Annotated in this window: 17 protein-coding genes; 13 read left to right on the forward strand and 4 right to left on the reverse strand. The window is 45.4% G+C overall.

Annotated elements, in window-relative coordinates:
- The first annotated feature begins 126 nt into the window (after window positions 1–126).
- Genes MHI38_RS01770 through MHI38_RS01780 form a run of 3 tightly spaced genes read left to right on the forward strand, consistent with a single transcriptional unit; the run spans window position 127 to window position 3611 of the window.
- Complete coding sequence (locus MHI38_RS01770) at window positions 127–981, forward strand: ABC transporter permease (protein WP_090916500.1); 855 nt, start codon at window positions 127–129, stop codon at window positions 979–981.
- 27 nt (window positions 982–1008) lie between these two features.
- The gene (locus tag MHI38_RS01775; protein ID WP_090915965.1) at window positions 1009–1935 is read left to right on the forward strand and encodes a carbohydrate ABC transporter permease; all 927 of its coding nucleotides are present in this window, start codon (window positions 1009–1011) and stop codon (window positions 1933–1935) included.
- Window positions 1936–1952: 17 nt separating this feature from the next.
- Window positions 1953–3611, forward strand: a complete 1659-nt coding sequence (locus MHI38_RS01780; RefSeq protein ID WP_373323153.1) for an ABC transporter substrate-binding protein — start codon at window positions 1953–1955, stop codon at window positions 3609–3611.
- A 74-nt stretch (window positions 3612–3685) separates the two neighbouring features.
- Here the strand turns inward: MHI38_RS01780 and MHI38_RS01785 are convergent, their stop codons facing one another.
- Complete coding sequence (locus tag MHI38_RS01785; RefSeq protein WP_154889088.1) at window positions 3686–4828, reverse strand: glycosyl hydrolase family 8; 1143 nt, start codon at window positions 4826–4828, stop codon at window positions 3686–3688.
- A gap of 291 nt (window positions 4829–5119) precedes the next feature.
- Here MHI38_RS01785 and MHI38_RS01790 point away from each other — a divergent pair, with 291 nt between their 5' ends.
- The 7 genes from MHI38_RS01790 to MHI38_RS01820 all read left to right on the forward strand — a co-directional run bounded on the left by MHI38_RS01790 (window position 5120) and on the right by MHI38_RS01820 (window position 12412).
- Entirely contained in the window at window positions 5120–6403 is a 1284-nt protein-coding gene (locus MHI38_RS01790; RefSeq protein WP_154889086.1) for an SGNH/GDSL hydrolase family protein, read from the forward strand.
- A 56-nt stretch (window positions 6404–6459) separates the two neighbouring features.
- On the forward strand, window positions 6460–7227 hold the full coding sequence (locus MHI38_RS01795; RefSeq protein WP_154889084.1) for an alpha/beta hydrolase: 768 nt from the start codon (window positions 6460–6462) through the stop codon (window positions 7225–7227).
- 38 nt (window positions 7228–7265) lie between these two features.
- The gene (locus tag MHI38_RS01800) at window positions 7266–7898 is read left to right on the forward strand and encodes a glycoside hydrolase family 11 protein (RefSeq protein ID WP_154889082.1); all 633 of its coding nucleotides are present in this window, start codon (window positions 7266–7268) and stop codon (window positions 7896–7898) included.
- A gap of 93 nt (window positions 7899–7991) precedes the next feature.
- Window positions 7992–8834 (forward strand): formylglycine-generating enzyme family protein, encoded by an 843-nt coding sequence (locus MHI38_RS01805; protein ID WP_154889080.1) that lies wholly within the window; start codon window positions 7992–7994, stop codon window positions 8832–8834.
- 251 nt (window positions 8835–9085) lie between these two features.
- A complete protein-coding gene (gene bglS / locus MHI38_RS01810) occupies window positions 9086–9799 on the forward strand; it encodes a beta-glucanase (protein WP_154889078.1) in 714 nt (237 codons plus the stop codon).
- 183 nt (window positions 9800–9982) lie between these two features.
- Window positions 9983–10555, forward strand: coding sequence for a hypothetical protein (locus tag MHI38_RS01815; protein ID WP_154889076.1), 573 nt, complete (start codon window positions 9983–9985; stop codon window positions 10553–10555).
- A gap of 219 nt (window positions 10556–10774) precedes the next feature.
- Window positions 10775–12412 carry an extracellular solute-binding protein gene (locus MHI38_RS01820; protein ID WP_186809677.1) on the forward strand — a complete coding sequence of 546 codons (1638 nt, stop codon included), beginning with the start codon at window positions 10775–10777 and terminating at the stop codon, window positions 12410–12412.
- 117 nt (window positions 12413–12529) lie between these two features.
- On the opposite strand, the gene MHI38_RS01825 is transcribed toward MHI38_RS01820, so the two are convergent.
- Complete coding sequence (locus tag MHI38_RS01825; RefSeq protein ID WP_154889071.1) at window positions 12530–14170, reverse strand: response regulator; 1641 nt, start codon at window positions 14168–14170, stop codon at window positions 12530–12532.
- A 9-nt stretch (window positions 14171–14179) separates the two neighbouring features.
- Window positions 14180–15889, reverse strand: coding sequence for a sensor histidine kinase (locus MHI38_RS01830; RefSeq protein WP_154889069.1), 1710 nt, complete (start codon window positions 15887–15889; stop codon window positions 14180–14182).
- 145 nt (window positions 15890–16034) lie between these two features.
- Here MHI38_RS01830 and MHI38_RS01835 point away from each other — a divergent pair, with 145 nt between their 5' ends.
- Genes MHI38_RS01835 through MHI38_RS01845 form a run of 3 tightly spaced genes read left to right on the forward strand, consistent with a single transcriptional unit; the run spans window position 16035 to window position 22394 of the window.
- Window positions 16035–16985 carry an ABC transporter permease gene (locus MHI38_RS01835; RefSeq protein WP_373323151.1) on the forward strand — a complete coding sequence of 317 codons (951 nt, stop codon included), beginning with the start codon at window positions 16035–16037 and terminating at the stop codon, window positions 16983–16985.
- Window positions 16986–17003: 18 nt separating this feature from the next.
- On the forward strand, window positions 17004–17882 hold the full coding sequence (locus tag MHI38_RS01840) for a carbohydrate ABC transporter permease (protein WP_154889067.1): 879 nt from the start codon (window positions 17004–17006) through the stop codon (window positions 17880–17882).
- 42 nt (window positions 17883–17924) lie between these two features.
- Window positions 17925–22394, forward strand: coding sequence for a carbohydrate binding domain-containing protein (locus MHI38_RS01845; RefSeq protein ID WP_341180870.1), 4470 nt, complete (start codon window positions 17925–17927; stop codon window positions 22392–22394).
- Between the two features lie 119 nt (window positions 22395–22513).
- Here the strand turns inward: MHI38_RS01845 and MHI38_RS01850 are convergent, their stop codons facing one another.
- Window positions 22514–25159, reverse strand: a complete 2646-nt coding sequence (locus MHI38_RS01850; protein ID WP_341180871.1) for a chitobiase/beta-hexosaminidase C-terminal domain-containing protein — start codon at window positions 25157–25159, stop codon at window positions 22514–22516.
- Between the last annotated feature and the right edge of the window lie 16 nt (window positions 25160–25175).

Here is a 25175-nt window from a genome sequence, read left to right on the forward strand (position 1 = left end):
GGGGGGATGATTCTGAGAACAACAATAACAAGTGAAAGCAAGTCCGGTGTGAAGGAGCGCAAGCGATCAACATTACAGCATGCGCTAGCCAGAAGTTTCAGGAGGCATTGGCAGTTATATCTGCTCATATTGCCTCCGGTGGTGTACTTTATCGTTTTCAAATATGTACCGATGGTGAATACGGTCCTTGCATTTAAGGATTATAACGTCATCAAAGGAATTTGGGGTAGCCCTTGGGCTGGCACCAAGTATTTCGACCTGCTTTTCCAGAATCCCGCTTTTATGACTTTAATCAAAAATACGCTTCTCATCTCGTTCTACAGCCTCATCGTCGGATTTCCGATCCCGATCTTGCTGGCACTGGCTTTAAATGAGATCAAAAACATGAAGTTTAAGAAAACCGTGCAGATGGTAACCTACGCACCGTATTTCATATCCACGGTGGTTATGGTATCGATCATTATGCTATTCCTCTCGCCGAGGCTCGGTATTGTCAATACCATTGCAGGTGCACTTGGCTTTGAATCGGTGAATTTCCTTGGTAATCCAGACATGTTCCGCTCAATTTATGTTTTTTCTGATGTATGGCAGAGTATGGGATATTCAGCAGTCATCTATCTGGCTGCGCTTGCGGGCATTGACCCTTCATTATATGAGGCGGCCAAAGTGGATGGAGCTAATCGACTGCAGAAGATTATTAACGTGGATTTGCCCGGCTTGTTGCCGGCAGCCGTCATTATTTTAATTTTGAGCGTCGGGAACATTATGGCGGTAGGATTCGAGAAAATATATTTGATGCAAAACCCGTTAAACCTGTCTGCTTCAGAAATCATCTCCACATATGTCTACAAAATGGGACTATTAAACGCCAATTACAGCTTTGCTACAGCGGTTGGTTTGTTCAACTCTCTCATTAATCTCATCTTGTTGTTAACCGTCAATGCAGCTGCAAAACGGCTGTCCAATACAAGCTTATGGTAACCACACGGAGGGGAGGAGACTTGAAGGATGTCTAATTTACAATCACAGGCAGGTCGTTCACGAGCCAACAAAAACCCTGTCATTAGAGAATCGCCTGGGGATCGCTTGTTTATTACGGCAATCTACATCATTCTGTCACTCGTGCTGGTTGCTGTGTTGTATCCTTTGATCTACATCGTAAGTTCGTCACTCAGCAGTCCGTCAGCCGTTTCTTCAGGCAAAGTCTGGCTATGGCCAGTTGATCTGTCATTCGAAGGATACAAGGCTGTATTGCGAAATGAACAGGTGCTGATGGGATACGCCAACTCATTGTTTTATACGGCATGTGGCACATTTATCAGCGTAGCATTAACAATTATGATCGCTTATCCACTGTCTAAAAAGACCTTTGTTGGTCGCAGTACGCTGATGATCTTCATCACGTTCACGATGCTCTTTGCCGGTGGTTTGATTCCAACATATCTGGTTGTTAAATCCCTGGGACTCATCGATACACGCTGGGCGCTTCTGATACCTAATGCGATCTGGGTGTGGCAAGTCATTATTGCACGAACATTCTTTCAAAATTCCATACCGGATGAGCTATCCGAAGCGGCTGATATCGATGGCTGTAGTGACATTCGGTTTATCTTCAGTGTCATCCTGCCGCTTGCCAAACCCATTATTGCGGTGCTGTCTCTGATGTATGCGGTTGGTCAATGGAACGCTTACTTCGACGCACTTATTTATCTGAAATCGCAGTCGCTCTACCCGCTACAGCTGATTTTACGAAGTATTCTTATTCTAGGTAGCTCAGGCAATATGGATGCTTCCGAAATGATCAAACAACAGCAAATGGCTGAACTGATGAAGTACTCCTTGATTGTCATGGCCAGCTTACCGGTTCTGATCATCTATCCTTTTGTACAACGTTATTTCGTACAAGGCATGTTGATCGGCTCAGTTAAAGGATAAGTTCAATTACAACTTTCATGAGGGAGAGGATTTTATTGAAGAAAATAAGTGCGCTTGGATTAATAGCTGTGCTGGTTCTTACGTTGGTACTAGCAGGCTGCTCGTCATCCGATAAGAGCAATGGGGAAGTGGATGCGGACGGGAAAGTCCCGATGAATGTATTTGTGCACCAAGGATCAGATATGAACCTCGCAACCAATAAATTCACGAAGAAAATGGAGGAAAAGTTCAATATCAAGTTCAACTGGACGACAGTTCCTTTTGACGGAGCAGCTGAAAAAAGACAGATATCCCTTGCTTCCGGGGATTATCCGGATCTGTACCTGCTCATCCCTTGGGTAGATCGTTTCTCACAGACTGACTTGTTGAAGTTCGGGCAACAGGGTGTGATCCTGCCGCTGAATGATCTGATTGATCAGCATGCGCCTAACATCAAGAAGGTGCTCGATAGCAATGATTACTACAAAGCAATGAATACCGCACCTGACGGTAAAATCTATGGACTGACCGGGCTGAATGAGTGTTTCCACTGTTCGTATCCAAACAAGATGTGGGTGAATACCAAATGGATGGAGCAGCTGAATATCAAAGAACCAACAACGACAGAAGAGTTCCGGGAAATGCTGAAAGCGTTTAAAACGAAAGATCCGAACGGAAACGGCAAGGCAGATGAAGTACCTCTGAGTGGTTCTACGGAGAACTTTGGTGTACACATTATTCCCTATCTGATGAATGGTTTCATCTATGACGATGACCGGAATTACCTCATTCTGAATCAAGGCAAAGTTGAAACGGTAGCGAATAAACCGGAGTGGAAAGAAGGTCTTACGTACATCAAATCCTTATATGATGAAGGGTTGATTGATCCGGGTGCTTTTACGCAAAATGTAGGTGCCTTCAAGAAAATTGGAGACAATGCTGACGCGCAGCTTCTGGGTGCAGGAGCGGCTATGCATCCATCCTTGTTCGTAACCACGGCTGAAGGGTCACCGTACGGCAATGATTACAATCCGATTCCACCATTAAAAGGGCCAAATGCTGAATATGCTTCGTACAACTATCCGGTCGATCCTGGTGCAACATTTGTACTGACCAACAAAGCCAGTGAGCAAACGCAGATTACAGCCATAAAAATGCTGGATTACTTCTATACCCAAGAAGGAGCTATGGCTTCATATCTGGGCGAAGAAGGCTTAAGCTGGCGCAAACCGGAAGAGGGAGAAGTGGCTCTGAATGATCAGGTACAGCCGCTCTATAAAGCGATTCCGCTTCCATCCGGAGAAGAACCTCGTAATGACAGCTGGGCTGCATTAAGCCAGTACAATCATCACCGGGCATATCGCGATGCAGAAGTACAGGGAACAGATATCTATGCCAACGATGGGTATGAACGTCGCCTGTACGAAGCAACATTGTTGATGGAAGGTAAAGAACCTAAAGAGGTTTTCCCGCATTGGGCATTGTGGGTTGATCCATCCCTTGCGGATGAAACCAGCATGATGCAAACCAATATCAAGGATTATATCGACCAGAATGCGTTACAATTTGTTACAGGAGCAAAGAGTTTGGATAAAGACTGGGATGAGTATGTGAAAGGACTGGAAGGGTTGAATATGAATCGTTATCTGGAAATTATGCAGTCTGCGTATGATGCTTCATCCGTGTCATCCAAATAAAAGAACAAATTAAAGGAAAGACGGACCTTACTCGCAGCATGCGGTGGGCCCGTCTTTTTTGTCGTATTTGCGTCTTAATATGCCCGATATCTTCCGCTTAAGGCGAGCATGGTGAAGAAATAAAGACAGTTATCGTAATAACGACGTTTTCCCTGGCGAAGCGGTGTGTTCCAGAATAACCGAACAAAATCATCTGCATGAGGGCCATCTGCTGCCAGTGAAGCCATCGCATTGGTTGCCAGCAAACCTACAGGATGTAGTGCAGGTTCGTCAAAAGCCTCACCCTCGATCGTATACCGGCGATAATCCGCTACGTCGATATCACTGAAAAAGGCCTGAATCCGATTGGATTGTTCCACTTGCCACGGATCTTTACGGAACCATTCCCAGTCTAGGGCAATGTTAGCTGCTACGCGATAGGCATCACTGTAAAAATGCCTGAAATCCCCGTGCGGCTGAATCGGAGCAGGAGTGCCGTCATAATTGGCGTATTCAGGCGAAAGCCCGGTTACCGGATGACAGGCTGTACGCAAATAAACCCGGCTTGCTTCGGCAGCTTCTTTCCAGAACGTCTGATCTGCTTCATTCGCGTATTCGGCAAACAGTTCATAGAAATGAGGAAGATGATAGGAAGGGTCGCTGAAAGGTAACTCTGGAATAAACTTGATTAGTCGGTTACTCGCTTCCCACATGGGATCGCCTTCACCTTGTTCTCCTTGATGCAGACAAGCATGTAGAATCTTCTGAGCTTGAGTTCTGTAATCATAAGGGGCCGGCCCATCACCCCAGCGATTCGAGGCAAAAAATAACGCCATGGCAAAGAACTCTTCACCATCAGGAGCAGGCCCCGGAGATAGACGGGTTCCATCCGGTTTGCAATGCCATGCAAAATAATCCTTGTATCGTCCTTCCGTATGTTGCATATAGGTATGAGCATAATTCCACAGACGATCAAATTCCTCTTTTTTATTCATCTGTACAGCCATCATCATGCCATAGGACATACCTTCGGAACGAACATCGTCGTTACCCGTGTCCAACATATAAGCTTTGTCTTCGCCAACAGGATAGTAGATTCGTGTATGTTCATCTCCATAAAAAAGATCATTCCAAGTCTGTTCCAGCCTTGCGTTGATTTCTTCTTCGTTATACCCCGATTTGTGAAAAAGATTGACATATGTACCTGTCTCATAAGCGCCTTTTCCTGTGATATTCATGAGATCCTCCTTCTAAAATGCTTATATATGAAAGTATATCATTCGTAATACTACTCAAATTAAAGCGTTTACATGGAAAATTATAGGTGTGTTATACCATCTATTTCCATTTCGTGATACGGATGATATATTTAGGCAAGTCCTATAGTTTATCAGGTTGTTGTTAAATTATGTAAGCGCTACACTCGGAGAGAAGGAACCGCCTGATATCGACATCAGTCAAGTCCAGGTTTCTTCACATGGCAATACTCAGAGTGTAAATTTTCGCTGGAAGGTTGGTGAGGATGTAACATGCTTGGCGATTCAGGAGATGTAGATGAGAATCAAGGAACCCATGCACCACGTGACCCCGTAGGAGTTACCGTTTCATCATTTGAGGCTGAATTTGATTATAACTCTCCGACTTATCTTGACATGATCGACAGATCACTCCTGAATTTGGGGAACAACGTCAGATTAAAGAGAGCGATCGAGAAAGCCAGACGTGGTGAACCTGTTGTCATTGCTTTTATTGGGGGATCGATTACTCATGGCGCTGGTGCAGCACCGATTCATCTCCAAAGTTATGCCTACCACTCTTATGAACACTTTAAAAAAATGTTCGCTTCGATGGACAGCAGTGCAGTAAAGCTGATCAAGGCGGGTGTAGGCGGGACGCCTTCGCAACTTGGCGTCATTCGTTATGAGCAGGATGTGCTCCGGGATGGCAGCGTGCAACCGGACATTGTCATTATCGAGTTTGCGGTAAACGATGCTGACGATGAGACGCGTGGAAACTGTTACGAAAGCTTAGTATTGAAAGCGCTTGCTTCTAGTAACGAACCAGCGGTCATCCTGCTTTTCAGTGTGTTTAAAAATGATTGGAATCTTCAGGATCGTCTCGCTCCTGTAGGCTTTCATTATGATCTGCCTATGGTTAGCATGAAGGATGCTCTTGTAGAGCAGTTTCAGAAGACGAAAGATGAAGGTGGCATAATAACCAAAGAGCAGTACTTCCATGATATTTATCATCCCACCAATGTGGGACATCGGATCATGGCGGATGCACTGGCGAATTTGTTTCGTGTGACAGATCGTACGAATCTCGATCAGAAAGAAGATGAATTAACGAAGTTACCGATTATTGGAAATGATTATGTGAATGTCAAACTATTGGATCGGAAAAACGGGGAGCAGATTGGCCAGATTGAATCAGGAAGCTTCAGTCTCATAGACACAGAGCTCCAGATGACCGAGATGGACGATCATGATTATGGTACACCGCTTTTTCCGAACAACTGGATGTATGTTCCTGGCGAAACAGCTGGTGACAAAGGTTTCGAGCTGCATTTGCGGTGCAGCCGGCTCATCCTGATCTTTAAAGACTCGGACAGTGATAGCTTCGGAACGGCCCATATTAAAGTAGATGGTGAACTTGTCAAAGAGGCGGATCCGCACCAAGTGAACTGGACTCATTGCCATGCCATGCTTCTATTTAGTAACAAGGAAGTGGGGAAACATGTTATTGAGATTGACATGGCACCTGGACAGAAGGACAAGCAGTTCACCATTCTGGGTTTTGGTTACGTTGATTAGCGGGAACTTGATTTGAGGTTTAGAGGATTTTGCTAACCGTGAAAGGAGTAAGACCAATGATAGCTTCAGCATCTGCTGGTTTTGACCAGTATCGTGATAACATAACACGCGGCGTAGTTGAAACGATAGAGTATGATTCCAAGACGGTTGGCAACGTGCGTAGAGCGATGGTATATACGCCGCCAGGCTTTTCTTCGGAGCTTACCTATCCTGTACTCTATCTGCTGCACGGAATTGGAGGGGATGAGAAGGAGTGGCATACCTATGGTTCTCCTGCCATCATCCTGGACAACCTCTACACCGATCATCTCATCCAGCCGATGATTGTTGTTTGTCCTAATGGGCGTGCAATGGCTAACGACCTTGCGGAAGGTGACCTCTTTGATCCTGAGAAAATTCGGGCATTTGAACAATTTGAATCGGATCTTATTCAGGATCTTATCCCGTATATGGAGTCCCGTTACCCGGTAGCTCAAACAAGGGACAAAAGAGCCATTGCTGGCTTGTCTATGGGTGGAGGACAGTCTTTAAACATCGGACTACGTAATCTGGATCATTTTGCATGGGTTGGTGCTTTTTCAGCAGCGCCGAACACTAAAGCGCCGGAAGTACTTGTTCCAGATCCCGCTACAGCGACATCGCTTCTGTCATTGCTCTGGGTGTCTTGTGGTGATCAGGACAATCTGATTCAGATTAGTGTTGATGTTCATGAGTATATGAAGCAGCATGGCGTACCTCATATTTGGTATGAAGAAAGCGGAGGGCACGACTGGCCCGTATGGAAAAATGATCTGTATCTTTTTTCCCAGCGTCTCTTCAGGTAAGTGAATTACAAAAATAAAATATCAGGAGGTTTTTCCCTATGTTCAAATTCGGCAAAAAATTGTTGACCGTTGTTCTTGCAGCTTCCATGAGTTTTGGTGTATTCGCCGCTACGACGGGTGCTACAGATTACTGGCAGAACTGGACGGATGGCGGGGGTTACGTTAATGCTGTGAACGGTTCGGGTGGTAATTACAGTGTCAATTGGCAAAATACAGGGAATTTTGTTGTTGGTAAAGGTTGGACTTACGGCACACCTAATCGTGTGGTTAACTATAACGCTGGTGTATTTTCACCTTCCGGCAATGGTTATCTGACGTTCTATGGCTGGACCCGTAACGCACTTATTGAATACTATGTGGTAGATAACTGGGGCACATACCGCCCGACAGGAACTTACAAAGGCACGATGACTAGTGACGGTGGTACGTATGACATCTATACAACCATGAGATACAATCAGCCATCTATTGACGGGTATTCAACATTCCCGCAATACTGGAGTGTTAGACAATCTAAACGTCCAATCGGTGTGAACTCCCAAATTACGTTCCAGAATCACGTAAATGCGTGGGCGAGCAAAGGAATGTACTTAGGGAACAGCTGGTCCTATCAAGTGATGGCAACTGAAGGATATCAAAGTAGCGGTAGCTCGAATGTGACTGTCTGGTAGTCGTCATTATCGTTTTTTTCCAGCCTAGATTCAAGCAAGACAGATCTACGGATCTGTCTTGCTCTCAATTCCCGTTTTAAAGGAGACTTCCAGATGAGAAAGTGGATGGTATTTCTGCTCATCGCAACTGTTGTTGGATTAAGTGCTTGTTCGACAGGTGGCAGTACAACCGTGAGCGATGATCTTGTATTGGTAGAGGGTGGAGCATTTAAGAGCAGTAAAACCAGTTATAGCGGCAAAGATATCACACTGTCTGACTTTTATATCGGCAAATATGAAGTAACCCAGAAACAATGGGCTGACGTTATGGGAGACAATCCCTCTGGTTTTAAAGGTGAAGACCGGCCCGTTGAAAGAGTGAGCTGGTACGATGCAATCGAATACTGTAATGCACGTAGCATGAAGGAAAATCTCAAACCGTATTACATCATTGATAAAGAAACGATGGATACGAATAATAAGAATGAAAACGATAATGTCAAATGGACTGTAACCATCAATGAAGATGCGAATGGATATCGGCTGCCAACGGCAGAAGAATGGGAATATGCCGCAAGTGGCGGACAAAAGAGTGAGAATTTTACTTATAGCGGAAGCAACAATCCAGACGAAGTGGCGTGGTACTGGATGAATGCCGGTGAAAAACCGTTAACAGGAGATTGGAACTGGCCTGCCATTGAAAACAATCGGAATCAAACCAAGCCAGTCGGTCAGCAGAAGGCCAATGAACTAGGCATTTATGATATGTCTGGTAATGTTAGAGAATGGTGCTGGGACTGGCACAGCCACCCGGAAACCCCGGATAACACTTGGAGAGTCAGCAAGGGAGGCGGCTGGGTCAGCAGTGTAAATACAGAAGAGATTTCATATCCAGGAAAATTCGATGCGAATGGCCTTGGTCCCGATCAGGGATTGCGAGTCGTACGTAGTAAATAACGAGGCCTGTTCATTTAAAATGGGCCTTCAGGCATTTCGCCTGGTAAAGGGAAGCAATCTTAAAAAATGAATATGAGTTCTTTAAACTTTGCTATAGTTCGTCCATTATGTAGCATATAAAATGGAAATACCAACCAATGTAAGCGCTTTACAAAAATAATTAAATCGATTAACTTGCTGTTGAATATAAGAACGAAAAGGAGTTGTGTTCATTTGTTTACATGGTTGGAATCAAAGGTGGAGGTGTATTGATGAAGAGGAAGACATGGTTGACATTAATGGTATCGGGAGTGGTTTCATTATTTATTTCGGTAAGCGCTTTCGCGGGATGGGTGTTTTGGGAACCGTTGACGTATCACAATGCAAGTACCTGGCAGAAGGCGGATGGGTATTCCAACGGTTCCATGTTCAATTGTACGTGGCGGGCAAATAATGCTAATTTTACGAATGATGGCAAGCTGCGGTTGAGTCTGACAAGTCCTTCAAACAACAAGTTTGATTGTGGTGAATATCGGTCAACGAATACTTACGGGTATGGTCTGTATGAAGTAAGCATGAAGCCTGCTAAAAATACAGGAATTGTATCTTCTTTTTTCACCTATACCGGTCCTGCTCATGGCACACAATGGGATGAGATTGATATCGAGTTCCTGGGCAAAGACACAACGAAAGTCCAATTCAATTATTATACGAACGGCGTTGGAAATCATGAGAAAATCGTAAATCTGGGTTTTGATGCGTCCCAGGGATTCCACACGTATGCGTTTGATTGGCAGCCAGGTCACATTAAGTGGTACGTCGACGGTGTGCTTAAACATACGGCTACAACGAATATTCCGAAAACACCGGGTAAAATTATGATGAATATCTGGAATGGAACTGGCGTGGACGGATGGCTGGGGTCATATAACGGTGCTAATCCATTGCATGCCGAATATGATTGGGTGAAATATACAAGTAATTAACAGAAGCTCATGACTACTCAGGAGTAGCCATATAGCCACATGAAACAGAGGAGGGGATCTCATCCCATGCTCCTCTGTTTTTTATGTTCATTTTCAATCTTTACAGAACGAATAAAACGTAAGATGATGAAAGAAAAGGGCAAAATCGATCGATCTCACTCGAGAGGATGGAGAACCATGAGCATGAATAAGCAAAATGATACGAATAACAACCAAGCTTCCGAGCAGTTTATAGAGCTGTTAGGTCAACCATATGATGCTAAGCAGGTACAAACGTTTCTTGAACCCTTCGGTGTAAAAAGAATAGCGAAGCCAGACGGTCCTTTTCAGGATGACATCATCTGGTCTGTTAAAGCATCTGTGCGTATTGATGTGTATCGCTCCCCCAAAATCAATACGTTAACCGGACGTGATGATCTCCCTGCGGATGAGTGGATCATTGGAGCGATTTATTTTCTTGCACCGGGTTCGGACGATCGAATTAAAAAACCGTTTGCAGGACAATTGCCCAAAGGCATAACGATGAATGCAACACCTGACGAATGGATTGAAGCATATGGTCAACCGGATATCTATGAGCAAGGTGAATGGCTTGGCGGCAGTGGCCCTTATCTGGCTTGGCGTAAATCCGACATCAATATTTCTGTTGAATATGAAACGGATGAGGACAGCAGTGTGATCACATGTGTTAAGTATTGCTTAATTGGCTGTATGGGGGCTTGGAAGAGTGATTACCCGGAAGTGTTCTCCCCCTAATTAACAAGAGAGACAGAAGTAAGACATTGTACTAATGCAACATATGTATTCACTTTTTAATATCCTAAATAAATACAATAAATGTTGCAATATTAGTATGGGCATCCATATGGTTCATTCATTATGATGGACTCTGTAGACAACATCACTACATACAGGGGGACACACAAGTTGAGAACAATCAGGAAAAGAAAGATTGGCGGTTTGGCTTTGGCCGGAATGTTGGCGCTTACAGCAGTTCTGAGCGGGTGTAACAGTGGAGCAAGTAAAGAGGCTGCACCGAGCACACCGAGTACTGCACTGGAATTGAAGGACGGGAAGTATGATCCACCCGTAAAACTTACTTATTTACGTCCTTGGGGACCCGAAATCAAATTCAAATCTGGTGAAGATCAGGACAATAACGTACACACGAAATGGGCAAAAGACAAGCTCGGCATTGAATTGAAAAATCAATGGGTGTCACCATCCACCAACAACGCGTTTGAAACGAAGCTTCGTCTGTCACTGGCTTCCAATGCAGAAATGCCGGACATCATCTCGTATCGCGGTGACTTCAATCTGGCACGTGAGCTGATTGAAACGGGCAAATTCGTCGATGCTGGAGAATTGTTTGACAAATACGCAAGTGATACCTGGAAAGCTGCCGTGAATGAAGATCCTTCCGTATGGTATCCGTATATGCAGGATGGTAAACGGATTGGTATTCCGATTCTGGATTACTCCTACAACAGTGATCCAGTGATGTGGATCCGTGAGGATTGGATGAAGAAGTTTAATCTGAAAGCGCCCGAAACGCTGGCTGATCTTGAAGTGATCATGGATACGTTTACGAATAAAGACCCAGATGGCAATGGTAAAAAAGACACTTACGGTCTGACCATCGGATTCAAAAACTGGCTCAGCACATGGATGTCTGATGCTGGTTGGGTCTTCGGAGCCTATGGCACGATGCCAAATCAGTGGAATCTGAACGCAGAAGGCAAACTGGAGTATGGCTCTGTAAATCCAGGAGCAAAACAAGCTTTGGCAACACTGGCTGACTGGATGAAAAAAGGATACATTCCAGAAGAAGCCGGGGTCTATGATGAAACCAAAGCAGCAGAAGAGTTTACAGCAGGTAAAGCAGGAATTGTTGTCGGACCTCACTGGATGCCGTCATGGCCGCTCGAAGATGTGAAGAAAAACAATCCGGAAGCGGAGTACAAAGCTTACCCGATTCCATCTGGACCTGATGGCAAAGCAGGCAGACGCGGTACCGCGAACGACAACGGTGTAATTCTGATTAACAAAGATATGAAGAACCCGGAAGTCTTTTTCACATATCAAAACTATCTCTTTGATCACTATGCAAATCCAAAAGCAGGTGATGAATTCGAACACGGCTTCGCTGAAGGCTACGACTGGGCAATGAAAGACGGCAAAGTAACAACGGATGCTAGTGTGACAGGCGGTTATGCACCTGAGAAATACACATTAACGTTTGACGGTGCACGTATCCCGAGTCTGAACATGACTACGCTTGCGAAGTTTGCTAACGGTGAAGAAGCTACAACACCTTTCGAGAAAAAACTCAAGTCTGGTGTACCTGCACCAATGGTGGAAGCGGCGAAGATTGTTCAGGATCAAAAAGATATCGCATTAAAACAGATGTTCACAGGTGCACCAACGATGTCCATGCAAATGAACAACGACATCTTAACCAAAATGGAGAAGGACCTGTTCTCACAAATCATCTATGGTAAAGCTCCGGTTGATGCTTTTGATACGTTTGTAGAGAAGTGGAATTCTTCCGGTGGAGATCAAAATACGAAGGAAGTTAATGAGTGGTATCAATCCGTAACTAGCGGCAAGTAAGTACGAGCGAAGTAACTTGATTTTGTCCGTTATTTCATTCTAACCAAGCTGCTAAGGCAGGTAGAAAACTACAAAGAAAAGGCCTTGCTGGAAACATTCCAGCGAGGCCTTTTTGCTTCACACCGGCAGATTCTCTCTATATTCCTGCGGTGTCAGATCGTAAAACTTTTTGAATACCCGAATAAAATACGCCGTGTTGTTGTAGCCCACAAGCTCCGCAATTTCGAATACCTTGGCGCTGGATGAACGCAAATAGTATGCTGCTTTTTCCATCCGTAACCGATAGACATAGGCTGTCAGCGCTTCTCCAGTCTCTGCCTTATACACTTTGGAAAGATACACCGGGTGCAGATGGACATGATCGGCAATAGCCGGTAGGGAAACATCGGAAGCCAGATGCAAATCCACAAAGCTTTTGACACTGCGAACGATGGTGCTGTGATTATCCTTAAGCTCCTGTTCTGCGTCTTCACTGATGGAATGAAGTGTGCGGATCGACCAGTCTTTCAACTGCTGGGCGGTAGCATAGCTTGGAGCCTGAAAGTATTTATACGTTTCGGCAGGAAGGACAGAAGAGATCTGTTTTCCGTTCTTGTGGATGATATAAGCAAAGGCTCCAGCCAAAGCATGATAAACCTCAATCGTTGTTTCCGCGATATCATGATGTTGGGCCGATTCGAGCAATTCTTCGAAAATGATCTCAATCTTCTGTTCCACATCGTCAAAGCGACCAGCTTCGAGAAGACTAATTAGGGTTGGCGGTTTGTACAGAGAGCGGATGGCAGGAAGGGGATGTACATCCTTATCATCTGATGCCGTAATGAACAAGCCCTGAGCATGTCCCATACGCTTCCGCATGGATCTGACAGCACTCTCATAAATCTCTCCAATCTCATTAGGGAACTTGCCCCAGTGAGAGACTGCGATTGAAATAGCCCCTTTTAAATATAACTGAACGTTTGTCTGGATTTGGGCAGCGTAATGTTCCAGCAACGTTTGAGGGTTCTCCTCTTTGCTCACATTATGCATACCGCCTTTTTTGACACTAACCAGTACAACCAGATAATCATGGACATCCCGCGTATGCCACATATGAAAATGGTGCTGCGTCACCTCGCTGATAATGTTGCTAATGGCATACTGCATCAACGAAAGATCATGGTCAGCCATCTCGGATAGATGTTCTTCCATTCGAATGACAAGCATGCCCAGCTCCTCACCGACCGAATAGGGCAGATTTAATAATTCCAGCTTGTCCGCGAGTGCGGAGGAGGCATAGGTTTTTCCTGTCAGCAATTCATGAAGCATCGTAGATTGCAATAACGGCAAGTTATCCTGGAATGCATGTAAGGCACGTTGATAGGAGGCCGCCGCTTCCCATTTTTGCTTGATTCGGTCAACGAGTCGCTGTACGGTTTCGATCAGATCTTCATCACTTACAGGCTTCAGCAAATAATCAAAGCTTTCCTGAGCCATCGCTTGTTTGGCGTATTCGAAGTCGGCAAAGCCCGAGAGTAAAATCGTCTGCACATGCGACCATTTTTCGTGGATGGCCGTAATCAACTCAATACCGGACATTTCCGGCATGCGAATATCCGTGATGACGATATCAATATCATGATTCTCCATAATTTCCAGTGCTACGGCACCTGACAAGGCTTCATGTACAGTACCGATTCCACAGGTTTCCCACGGAATGGTTTCCGCCAGCGTTTCTACAACCGAACGTTCATCATCAACTAACAAAATTTGTAACATGTACTTCACCTACTCATTGATATTGTTGTACCATGTAATGCTTACCTTAACGCCTCCTCCAGGCGTATGTTCATAACTTAGACCCGCATTTTCACCATACAAAAAAGACAAACGCTGATGAACATTCCAAGTTCCGCATCCCATGTTGCCATCAAGCGGTTTGTTCAGATTATCGACCAACTCTTGCATCTGATTCTCGGTCATACCTAGCCCGCTGTCCTCGACGGTGATCGTACACATTTCATCCGTATGATAGCCTGTTATGTTGATATGACCGTCTTCAGTACGAGGTTCAATGCCATGGATGATAGCGTTCTCAACGATAGGTTGTAAGCTTAAACGGGGTAACGTTTTATGTAGCATATCGTCCGGTACATCGATGGTAAAATGCATGCGTTCCAGCCGGAGCGCCTGGATTTCCAGGTAATTTTTCACCATGGTCAGCTCTTCTTTAATGGTGGCCTGATCATTCTCGGATCTGGTGATGTATCGATAATACTCACCTAAATTCAGCGCCATCGCCACAACGGCTTTCTCATTTTTCATCCTTGCCATATTTTTGATGTAGAAGAGGCAATTGTATAGAAAATGCGGGTTAATCTGTGATTGCAACTGCTTCAAAGTGGCTTCACGTCTTCGGAGCTGTTCTTCGTACACGTTCTCAATCAGCTCCTGAATTCGCTGCGCCATGATGTTAAATCGTGCAAACAATAAACTGAATTCATTACGTGACGAATGATGCAGACGAACGGAGAAATCTCCAGTCGACAAACGGTTCGTTCCCTTTACGAGTTGAAGCAATGGAAGCTGCACACTTCGATACAGTACATACAACACAACAACACTCATGGCAATTAGAACGGCTATGGAAGCGTAGAAGAGATTGCGACTATTTGTGATCGGCCCTAGAATTTGCTGCATAGGCACGTAGTCTACATAGTACCATCCCAGACTGCCTGACTCTATGTACGAAACATAGTATTCTGTGCGGTCGAGCGTCGTGGTGAATCCGCCTTTTCCCTGCAACGACATCTCTTTCAGCTTGGACTGAATCGCAGTCAATGTGCCATTTCCACTACTGTTGCTAATTAAGCCAAACTCGGGATGGAACATAAAGGGGTCACCTTTGTTATTCAATTTGTTCTGATCCAGCATATTGATCAAATGATGTACTGGAAAGCTGATCTTGGTAATCAGTCTCGACTTCCCAGGGGTGTCAATCGCTGTCGTTGGATCGGTCGTGTACCACTCGAATTGATTATGCTTATATGCCCATGATTTCGAAAGTGGCTTGGAAAATTCATCCTCCGCATACGGGATATAAGCATAATAATCCGTAGAAATGACTTTTTGCAACCTTGGAAAATAAAGGGTGATGGTGGAATGCCATTTGCTGGCTGCATTATACAGATTCATCTTTTCAAGAATAGAGCTTCCAACTTTGACACGTTCATAAGGCACATCTGTGTAATCCGGCCGCTGATATTCCTGTATGCTCGAATCTTGCCCAATGGACATTCCATAGAGAGATAATTGGTAAATATTGGATTCTACAGAATCGGCAAAAGTGGACAAATGATTCATAGTATTGTTCTGAATTTCGTGTTCGATCACCCGAACACTTTCCCGGTTCGAATAGGTGTACAGAAACAAAACCAGGACAAGCAATGCTACAAATAACAGTGTAATTTTGGTAAAGACATTCAGACGAGCGAACAATGCGTGGCCTCCTCAACTCATTAAAATATTGTTATCGTTGTTGCAATATTAGGATATAGATTGCTAATAACCGTTGCTATAATTTTAATATACAAGTTCATATCCACTTGTAAAATACAAATTTTAGAACATGGGGGATGTAGGGGTGAAGGAACATACGTTAGAAACGCCTCGCAAAGGGCGTGCCATCAAGGCAAGACAGCGCTGGAACATGCAACGGAATTGGTCCTTGCATTTGATGCTCGTACCAGCGGTTTTGCTGGCAATTGTATTTCAGTACATACCAATGGGCGGGATTGTGATTGCTTTCCAGGATTTTAAACCATACCTCGGATTTACCGAATCCAAATGGGTAGGTTGGGATAATTTCAAGTATTTATTTTTATACCCGGACGTAGGCCAGGTCATCTGGAATACATTGGTCATTGCATTTTTCAAAATCATCGCAGGTTTAATTGCTCCATTCCTGTTCGCGATTTTGTTGAACGAAGTTCGTTTAAATGCCTTTAAAAGGGTCAGTCAAACACTGGTGTACCTGCCGCACTTTCTATCATGGGTTATCCTGGGCGGAATATTGCTTGATATCCTTTCGCCGCAGGGCGGTATGGTCAACAAACTGGTGGTTGCACTGGGAGGAGATCCGATCTTTTTCCTGGGGGATGGAACATGGTTTCGGATAACACTGATTGTTAGTGATGTTTGGAAAGAGTTTGGCTTTGGCACGATTGTATTTTTGGCTTCTCTGTCCGGCATTAACCCGGCACTGTACGAAGCTGCGGAAGTGGACGGTGCAAACCGGTTCAAACAAACACTGCACATTACCATTCCGGCCCTGATGCCAATTACAATCGTACTCATGACACTCTCCATCGGAAACATTTTGAATGCAGGATTCGATCAGGTATTTAACCTCTACAATCCGCTCGTTTATGACAAAGGTGATATCATCGATACCTTCGTATACCGTCTTGGTATCTTAAACGGCAAAATGAGCTTCGCAACGGCTGTAGGGCTGTTCAAATCGGTCGTGGCAACCATTCTGATCGTCATCTCATATCGCATGGCTTACAAATTGGCGAATTACCGCGTGTTCTAGTAGAGAGGAGAAAAGGGCTTGTATTACAAAACAAAAGGCTACCGAATATTCAGCGTTGCGAACTATATTTTTCTCGGCGTATTATCACTGCTTTGCATTCTGCCTATCATTCATATTTTGGCCGTTTCGTTCAGTAGCATGGCACCCGCCTCAGCCAATCTGGTCGGCTTCTGGCCGATTGGTTTTACGACAGATGCATATGTCAAAACGTTCGGTAATTCCAATTTCATTAATTCCTTGCTAGTTTCGGTTAAACGAACAGTCATTGCTACCCTGATCGGTATGGTGATTATGTTACTTACCGCATTCCCGCTGTCGAAGGAAGATCTCAATTTCAAAGGCCGCTCGATCTACACCTGGTTCTTTGTATTTACGATTTTGTTCAGTGGAGGTTTGATCCCGAGTTATATTCTGATCCAAAAGCTCGGTCTGATGGATACGATCTGGGCGCTTGTACTTCCAGGTGCACTGTCCGTGTGGAATGTTATTCTGATGATGAACTTCTTCCGCGGTCTGCCTAAAGAGCTGGAGGAAGCGGCTTATCTGGATGGAGCAGGTCACATTAAAACGCTGGCGCTCGTATATATACCGCTGTCCATGCCAGCGATTGCAACCTTGTCCTTGTTTACCATGGTAGGTCAGTGGAACTCTTGGTTCGACGGCATGATCTATATGTCTGATGTCAAAAATTACCCACTGGCTTCCTTGCTACAAACCATTATCGTGCAGCAAGACCTCAGTAAAATCAACGTGGACCCATCCATGCTGGAGAATGTTTCCCAGCGTACGGTTCGCGCAGCACAGATTTTCATCGGGGCGTTGCCGATTTTGGTCATATATCCATTCTTACAACGCTTTTTTGTTAAAGGTATCGTCATTGGGGCAGTAAAAGAGTAGTACTGCCCTGCAAGTGACCACACATTCTAGGGAGGAATATGAGTGAAAAAAAAGTTGGCTTGTCTCGTAGCAGGAAGCATGATCGTTTCACTGGCAGCTCCAGCCGTAATCGGGGCAGAACAGATGAAGCAACAAACGGTAACGGAGCAGGAGCAGGCGTCAAGCCTGCTTCGGGCACCGTACAAAGATTTGCAGGGACATTGGGCTGAAAATGCAGTGATGCGTATGCAGGATATGGCACTCACTAAAGGTTATGCAGATGGCACATTCAGACCGAGTGAACGTATCAGCCGTGCCGAATTTGTTGTGATGCTCGATCGGGTGTTCGGATTCGCAGGAGGCCCCGGAGCGGCATCCTACACAGATATTAGTGAAAAAGACTGGTATTATGAAGCGATCACACGAGCAAGTGGATCTGGCATTATTCAGGGAACTGATGCAACACATCTGTCGCCCCAGCTTCCGATTACCCGGCAGGATGCTGTCGTGATGGCAGATCGTGCGTTTCAGTTGTCCACAGGAAGTGAGTCGCTCGGTACTGCGTTTAAAGACGACAAAGATATAGCCGACTATGCAAGAAATGCGATGAGCTACTTCGTAAACAATAAAATTGTAAACGGATACAATGGGAATTTAGCCCCTGAATCCAATATTACGAGAGCAGAAGCTGCTACGATCATGTCTACTTTGATAGCAGATATTCTTAGCAAACCCGGCACCTATGAATCCAATGTAAATGGCAATCTGATCGTTCGCTCAACCGATGTGACGCTGAAAAATACAACAGTTAACGGCAACTTGTTACTTACAGAAGCCATTGGAGAAGGTACAGTGATGCTCGACGGAGTAACGGTCACTGGAAGTGTAATAGTGAAAGGCGGTGGAAACCACTCGATCGATATTCATAACTCTAAATTGAATCGAGTTGTGGTCGACAAAAACGTGAGTCCGGTACATGTGAAAATCACAGGGACAACTCAAATCGAAGAGCTATTTGTCGAACGCAAGGCTACAGTTGAATTGTCTGCCGAGAGTACAATTGATACTTTAAAAGTAAATAGTAAAGCCCGTAATACGATGATTGACAGCAAAGGTAAAATCAAACTGTTGGACGTAGATGCCACCAACGTATTGCTAAATGGGAAAGCGGTTGCACCAGGGCAATATAAGGATAACATTACGTCTGGGACAGGACAGTCCGAGCAACCAAACACTGCTACACCAGGTACTTCTAACGGTGGCAGTAGTTCTAGCTCAGGCGGGGGCGGATCTTCCAATTCAGGAGGAACGACACCATCCGTTCCGGGCACTCCTTCAGGTGAAAAACCAATTCCGGCAACAACGATTCCGGATGAGCAGTGGGAAATGGTCTGGAATGATGAATTCAATGCGCCTTCCGTAGATGCATCCAAATGGACCGTTCAAGATACGGAGCTTGTGTACAACAATGAGTTGCAATATTACAGCCCGAATAACACACGTATTGTGAAGGATGGCAACCGCAATGTGTTGCAGATAGAAGCAAAGCGGGAGCAGAAGGGCAGTAAAAATTATACATCCGGCAAACTGATTACGAAAGAGAAGGGCGACTGGACGTACGGAAAAGTGGTTGTGAGAGCGAAGCTTCCCATCCAGCAAGGCATGTGGCCAGCAATCTGGATGATGCCTACGGATGAAGCGCATTATGGTGGATGGCCTGCTTCCGGTGAGATTGACATTATGGAGCTGATTGGCGGCCAAAACAAAGATCATGAAATCTACAGCACGATCCATTACGATTCAAAGAAACCAGACGGCTCTCACGGACATGATCAGGGCAAATTTACATTGCCACAAGGTGAATCATTTGCTGATGAATATCATGATTTCCAGGTAGAATGGTTGCCAGGCATGATCCGGTTCTATGTGGATGGCAAACTGCATCATCAGATTAACAACTGGCAGACAACGGCGGCTGGACAGCCGGAAAGCTACACGTTCCCTGCACCGTTTGATCGCCCGTTCTATCTCATTCTCAACCTTGCGGTTGGCGGAGACTGGCCGGGATCACCGGAGAATGATTTTGTTTCCGAGAAGATGAATGTGGATTTTGTGCGAGTGTATTCATATAAAAATATGGATCAATGGCCTGACGTGACTTCCAGTCCGATTGAGCCTGAGCAACAGCGCTCACCGCAAGCGGATGATAACCAGATTTATAATGAACGCTTCACCAAAGGTGCAGATGCAAATGGTGTTCCTGCCGACTGGAAGTTCATTACGAATGCAGGCGGAGAGGGCAAGGTTGAAGTCGTAGAGGATGAAGCGAAAGGAAAAGCAGCCAAAGTAACGATCTCCAAAGCTGGAACGGAAACGTATTCGGTTCAGTTAACTCAAATGCCGATGTATATCAAGAAAGACAAAAAATATAAAGTTCAGTTTGAAGCAAAAGCTTCTGCAAACCGGATTATCCGCTCCAAAGTAACTCAGTTTGAGAAAAGCTGGACGAATTACTCTGAAGAAAAAGCATTTTCAGTCACAACGGATTGGCAGCCGTATGAATACGAATTCAATATGCGTAATGGTTCAGACAACAATGCACGCTTCGAATTTAATCTGGGATTAAACGAAGGCGAAGTTTCGGTAACCAACGTGAGACTGACAGAGATTGGGGAGGCTGATCCACTCCCAGTGGAACGAAAAGCACTCCCGGATGGCAATTACGTATTCAATGGTACATTTGATCAAGGGAAACAACGGCTCGGCTTCTGGAACACTGAAATTCAGTCCGATGCTGAAGCACAGGTATCCGTCAATAACTTCTTGAAATTCCCGATCATGGAGAGACAACTCGTTGTCGATGTGAAGAAAACAAATGGTCAACCTGAGCAGGTAGCTGTTGTTCAGCCCGGTATGAAGTTAGAAGGTAACACGACCTACGGGTTCTCGTTTGATGCCAAGGCAGATACGACAGGCGTTATGGATATCGGTTTATCTACCGAGGAGGGCCATGACGTGCAAGTTAATCAAGGCCAGAAGATTCAGATTGGGTCTGATATGAAAACATACACTGGTGAAATTGTGATCGGAGAAGGTGATGCTACAGCAACATCTACATTAAAGCTTTTATTTGGCGGGGCTACTGGCAAGCTTTATGTAGATAATGTGCGGCTGACGAAACGTGGAAAACCGGTAGCGATTCAGAATTATACTCATATTCCTGCCGCAGATGCTTACGTGATGCAGGGATTACAGCTTGAGAATTCCGATGAAGGCGGCGAGCATGTTAGCTATATGGATGAAGAGGATCTACTTCAATTCAAAATTACTGCAGCGAATGAAGGTGCATATGCCTTCTCCACACGGATGGCAAGTGCAAAAGCTGATGCAAAGGTACGTTTTACAGTCAAAGATGAAGAAGGCCATACCGTTGCAAGTTCTAATCTTACGTTAGGAGATACCGGCGGCTGGCAAACATATAAAACGGTATATTTGCCGTCGGTATCTTTGAAAGCAGGAACAACGTATTACGTGAATTTTGAAGGAAACGAGTACAACACACGCTGGCTGGACATCTCTCGTAGTATAGTAAAGAATGGCGAGTTGAGTACAGCAACATCGGATTGGATGGTACCTGCTAGTGTCACTACGGCGACATATAGTAACGACCAAGGCATTAGCTTAACTGTACCTGGTACAACCCAGAATTGGTGGGATGCTATATTACAGCAAGGACAGCTAGTGCTTGAAGCAGGGAAAACGTATCGTCTAAGCTTTGATGCTTCGGCTACAGTACCGAAACCAATGCAAGTGGTTGTGTCACAAACGGGAAGTGATGATGTGAAGTATTTGGAGCAGGCAGCTGAACTGGCCACAACGAAACAGCCATATGCCTATACCTTTACGATGGGAGATACTGCGGATGAGGCGGGTTTATTAAACTTCGGCCTGGGTAATTCACTGGAGCCGGCAGCCGAACATGTGGTATCCATTCAAAATGTAATGCTGTTCGAGGTCAACCCCGGCGCAGACGAGGGTGGGCAACCTGTACATGTCAATCTCATCAAAAATGGTGACTTTACGCAAGGAACGAACGGCTGGTTCCCGTATGCGGCCAGCAATAAGCCGGAAGACTTGATGCTTAGCGCGGACAATCAGAAGTTGCAAGCACGGGTTGGTCAAGTCGGAGAGAATGCGTGGGATCGGCAATTGATCCAGGAAGGCTTTGCCATGCAGCAGGGATACACATATAAACTGACGTTCAAAGCAAAAGCGGATAAAGCACGCAAGCTGGGTGTTGGGATTGGATGGGTAGACATTCCTGCAAATTATAAGTGGACTGGATTCTATGGCAATCAAATGAATCTGACGACGGAAGAACAACAATTTACGTTTACGTTCCAGGCGACCGAGGCGAGTTATGCGAACAGCCGAATTGTGTTTGACATGGGTAAGATCGATGGTACTGAGCAAGCCGATACCACGATTACACTGTCTGATGTAAATCTGGTTAATATGGGGAAAACGCAATAAAACAGTTGCTGGACAAAGGGACGGGGCAGATTCATTCTGCCTCGTCCTTTTTTTGTACGTCCGGTTAGGGCGTCAGTGATAGGGGGCTGTTATTGCTTCACTAATATGTCTGCAGCCGATCAAGGCGATGTAATGCGTACATCATCAATAAAGGCTGTATTGTCACCTTGTGTGGTTGTTGCTACAAACTTAATCGTATGCTTTCCACCGTTCGTCTCAAAAGCAGCAGTTGTGAATGTTTCGAAGCTGCCCGATTCGGGCTGATAGGAGCCGATAACTTGATCATCAAAATAAACATCAAAGGACTGAGTACCCCCGAAACTGGTTCTCTTCGCTGCTTTGAACGACATATGATATGTGCCAGGCTTGAAATGAATAGACTGGCTCAATGTACCGGACACACCGCCATCCGTTTTCAGATAACCGGTCTGTACTCCTTGAGGAGCTGTAGGTGCTTGAAACGGGCCATTATTATGCTGTACACCGGAACGGCTATCAAATACCCAACCGTTAGTCATCGGTCCCGGTTTGGCTGACGTAGTAGCGGGTTTCTCAAAACCAGCGTTGAACAATGTGACCACCGGGAGCTCAGCCGGAATAACTGGATTTACGAAGCAGCGTTTGTTTACACCTGGGATCGGATCACCCAAGAGGGCACTTGTACAAGCTATACCGTTCTCCTGAACCGAATAATTAAACAATCCGTCTGCACCATAAGCAACGACCGCTTTCCCTTGGAAATAACAATCTCCACCATTTTCAATCATACATAACTTATATCCGTCGGGTGCGCTGCTGATCTGACCAATCTGATAGAGTGAAGACACCGTACCTGAAGGCTGCATGCCTGACTTGAAGGCTTTCGCTTTATAGAGAGCAAGAGAACCTTCGTTCAAAATGATTGGCCGGACATACAGTTTAGATTGGGCTGTTGGTTCGCTGCCGTCTGTTGTATAGCGTATCTGAGCTCCGCTTGTAGTGCTCTCCAGATAAAGCACCTCAGAGCTTGGGAACACATGCTGATCAAGACTGAATGTTGGGACATCAACCTTGCCCGGTTGCAAAGCGGGGAGCACCCGCACAAGAGCAACGCCGAATGCAGATGGATCGGCAGTACTTGTGGCACGAACCGCGATTAACTTTTCGTTGGTTACCTGAGGTGGCTGATATACGCCGCTACTGTTAATGGAACCATTGTTTTGTCCAACAACGCTCCAAGTCACACCTTCGGTATGATCAATGACATTAGCAGCAAGAGTAATGGACTCGCCCGAGCGAACGGTTGGATTCACTTCGTCCAGTTTTACTTGGGTTTGCGCAGGCTGGGTGGTGTATATGATGACATTGTAGTTCCCGTCAACTGCATGATCGGTAAGTGATGTGCCACCAGGGAACGTTGAGGTAACTGGAGGAAGCACCGCATTGCTTTCTGGCGTTACGTCATTTTGGTAAACCAGTTTGCGAAACGTTTTATTCACTGGGGTATCCCCAAAATCCAGTGTAATTTCTTTGCTAGAGCCTGCTTTGGATTCGACGAGCACCGTATAATTACCGTCCGCACCTCGGAAGGCCGCAGCACGAACATCGGCGGAACCGCCTGTATTAACCGCAAGCACTTCACTATGTTCCGGAATATAACGGTTCAGCATGCCTGCAATATAAAAGGTTTTGCGGGGGGGGAGCCCGAGTACGACCGCATCCCACATCGTATAGGTTCCATTGGTTCCTCCTGTAGGATCGTTCGTCCAGACTCCGTTTAACTGCCACATCAAAGCTGATTTCACACCCATATTGGCCGTTTGAATCACCGAGTTGGCATAACCGGCATCCCAGTTGCTTGCCTGATCGTCCGCCCAGCCAAATTCCGTCAGATGAAGCGGTTTATTACCGACATAACCTTTGCGCAGGGTAAAAGCATTACCAAGACCTTCGTATGATTCACCATACACATGGAAACTGTATCCATCGATAGCATCATCGGCATGTTGCTTCATATATTCAATCCAGGCCGGGGCGCCTGTTTCCTCAGGACCCCAAATTTCAACCCGATTGCGAAGACCATCCGCGGTCAATCGGGCGCTAACTTTATTGACCATTTCTGCGTAGTATGCCTTCTGATCTCCCGGAGCTTCAAAGTCCCAACTGCCGTTCGGCTCATTATAGAAGGTAAGGTACTTGACGTTGTCATAATTCCTGTTCAGAATAAGTTCCTCTAGCAAGGCAGAAGCAGAGACTGCATAAGCATCCAGATCCGCAGGTGCACTTGTCCAAGGATCGATGCCAGGTATGGAGAACCAATCATGTACAGAGGACCCAACCTTCCAGCCGAAGTTCAGCTCGATTTCGGTTCCCGCTGCCTTAAACGCGTCAAGGTATTTGTAGAAAGCTTTCATTTTTGCACTGTCCCATGTATAAGTTCCTTTGGAGGGCTCCATCCAGTCGATCTGAAACCAGACTCTGGCTACCTTGGGCTGAATGGTTTGAATACGTTGTTTATCAATTTCCCAATGGGCTTCGGTATACCCGTACTGCATCTGTCCGGGCATGAGTGCTGTTGGAATGGTGTTCACACCCACGCCAAGAAAATCATCCTGAATGACGCTGTTCGTATCAATTGAAATCGTGTGACTTGTGCTAGTACTGGATTTATTCTGACTTTGTTCTGCGTGAACCTGGGCAGGGGTGGGGATAAGCGATGCCAGCATGGCGGTGATGAGTACAGGAATCCCCCAGCGTGAAGCAAAACGTTCGGATTTACTTTTCATCTCAGCTCTCCTTTAG

This window comes from Paenibacillus sp. FSL K6-1558 (genome assembly GCF_038002565.1).
GTDB lineage: Bacteria > Bacillota > Bacilli > Paenibacillales > Paenibacillaceae > Paenibacillus > Paenibacillus polysaccharolyticus.

Coding starts and splice junctions, on each gene's coding strand:
- MHI38_RS01775 (WP_090915965.1), top strand. CDS start 1,009: ATGTCTAATTTACAATCACAGGCAGGTCGTTCACGAGCCAACAAAAAC.
- MHI38_RS01780 (WP_373323153.1), top strand. CDS start 1,953: ATGAGGGAGAGGATTTTATTGAAGAAAATAAGTGCGCTTGGATTAATA.
- MHI38_RS01785 (WP_154889088.1), bottom strand. CDS start 4,828: ATGAATATCACAGGAAAAGGCGCTTATGAGACAGGTACATATGTCAAT.
- MHI38_RS01790 (WP_154889086.1), top strand. CDS start 5,120: ATGCTTGGCGATTCAGGAGATGTAGATGAGAATCAAGGAACCCATGCA.
- MHI38_RS01795 (WP_154889084.1), top strand. CDS start 6,460: ATGATAGCTTCAGCATCTGCTGGTTTTGACCAGTATCGTGATAACATA.
- MHI38_RS01800 (WP_154889082.1), top strand. CDS start 7,266: ATGTTCAAATTCGGCAAAAAATTGTTGACCGTTGTTCTTGCAGCTTCC.
- MHI38_RS01805 (WP_154889080.1), top strand. CDS start 7,992: ATGAGAAAGTGGATGGTATTTCTGCTCATCGCAACTGTTGTTGGATTA.
- bglS (WP_154889078.1), top strand. CDS start 9,086: ATGAAGAGGAAGACATGGTTGACATTAATGGTATCGGGAGTGGTTTCA.
- MHI38_RS01815 (WP_154889076.1), top strand. CDS start 9,983: ATGAATAAGCAAAATGATACGAATAACAACCAAGCTTCCGAGCAGTTT.
- MHI38_RS01820 (WP_186809677.1), top strand. CDS start 10,775: ATGTTGGCGCTTACAGCAGTTCTGAGCGGGTGTAACAGTGGAGCAAGT.
- MHI38_RS01825 (WP_154889071.1), bottom strand. CDS start 14,170: ATGTTACAAATTTTGTTAGTTGATGATGAACGTTCGGTTGTAGAAACG.
- MHI38_RS01850 (WP_341180871.1), bottom strand. CDS start 25,159: ATGAAAAGTAAATCCGAACGTTTTGCTTCACGCTGGGGGATTCCTGTA.